1 protein-coding gene and 1 pseudogene are annotated in these 1,539 nt (G+C 62.0%); both read right to left on the reverse strand.

Going from position 1 to position 1,539, the window contains the following annotated elements; translation table 11 throughout:
• Positions 1-115: 115 nt before the first annotated feature.
• A pseudogene (locus tag ACJMNC_RS18150) lies at positions 116-1,054 on the reverse strand (MMPL family transporter); the annotation flags it as partial.
• 62 nt (positions 1,055-1,116) lie between these two features.
• Positions 1,117-1,458 carry a DUF4873 domain-containing protein gene (locus ACJMNC_RS18155; protein ID WP_408949345.1) on the reverse strand — a complete coding sequence of 114 codons (342 nt, stop codon included), beginning with the start codon at positions 1,456-1,458 and terminating at the stop codon, positions 1,117-1,119.
• Positions 1,459-1,539 lie beyond the last annotated feature (81 nt).

Consider the following 1,539-nt stretch of genomic DNA (forward strand, 5'->3'; position numbering starts at 1 on the left):
CGGACCAAGTGCAACGCCGCGTTCCCCCAGCACCGCAACCAGACCCAGCACCAACGCCAGCCGGAGCGTCACGATAAGGGCGTCGACCTCAGGCACTAGGCTGTCGTCAGCCACGCACCACGCGACCGATCGTTGCTGTGGCGTTCGCAATGGCCACGTCCGGGGTGTCACCCGCCCGGCTGCCCTCGTGATACCGGCTTATGAGGAATACGGAGTAGTCGACTCCGGCGCCGAAGATGATTACTGTCATGAACATCGAGGTGAATTGAGACACGGGCATGCCCAATTCGCCCAGACCCGAGAGCACCCCGCGGCCCACTGCCAGGCTCATGCCGACCACCAGCAGCGGCATGAGAGCGGTGAAGATCGATCGGTAAACGATCAGTAGGATCCCGGCGATCAACAGCACCGTGGCGAGCGTGATCACGACCAGATCGGTCTCACCCACCGCGAGCTGGTCGGTGAACGTGGCAGGTGGACCGGTCACCCGGACAGTTGTGTCGGTACCACTGAAGATTTCGTCCGTGGTGTCACGGACCGCTTCCACGGCGTTGGCAGCGTCCGGCCCGCCCAACGTCCCGGTGACACCGATAGGCAGATACCACGCCTTCTTGTCTTTGCTCAGCGCCTGACTCTCCGTGAGCGGGTCGCCGAGCAGGTCGCGGACTGCGATGACGTGTTCTGTGTCCGCACGTAGTGTGGTCACCAATTCGTCATACCTGGCGCGGGTGGTGTCCGAAAAGCCCTCGTCGTTCTCCATGGCGACGAAGACGGTGGTCTTGGCCCCCTTCTCATTGAACGCCTCACCCATCCGGTCGAGCGTCTGAAATGACGGTACGCCCGCGGGTATCGGGTCCACCGACTGCTGTCGGATCACGGACTCCAGCTGCGGGAATAGCACTGCGAGGCCGACCGCAACCACGACCCAGACCAACGCCACGACCCCCTTGCGCCGCAACGTGAACCAGGCGACCTTTTCCAGTACAGCGCTGTACTCACCGGTGCCGGCAGAACGCCTCGATGGACGGTTCCGGATGATCGACGGCCTGGCCACGTACAAATTTCCTCTCAGACTGGATTGTTGGGGGACGCCCCCAGGGCGGCTGCGCAGATCGGTCAGCTGTGATGTTCGCTCTCTGCTATCGCCTCCACTTCCTCCAGGGTGGTGGGGATGTGGTACGGCGGCCTGCTCGTGCCCGAGATGCGATAGCGATCCCAGAAATCAGGATCGCCCACGACGCACTCGGCGCGGCCCTCTGGTGTCACGAAGACAGCAACCGTGCGCCTGCCCGCGAGGAGGGCGTCGAGCGCATCGTTCTTGTCGATCCTGCCGTACCAGGTGTACAAGCCGTTGAGGGGCTGGAAATAGCCTTTGATTTTCACCTCGACAGCAATCTCCTTGCCGCGGCACACCAAGGTGCCCACGCCGGAGTAGTCGAGATCGTGGTCGTCAGACACGTAAAGCTCACTTTCTTCACATCAAGCCTTGACAAAAGAACACACTGGCAGTGACACTAGCAGTATCGGGTACCCAGAGTA

This window comes from Gordonia sp. VNK21 (genome assembly GCF_046098115.1).
Taxonomy (GTDB): domain Bacteria; phylum Actinomycetota; class Actinomycetes; order Mycobacteriales; family Mycobacteriaceae; genus Gordonia.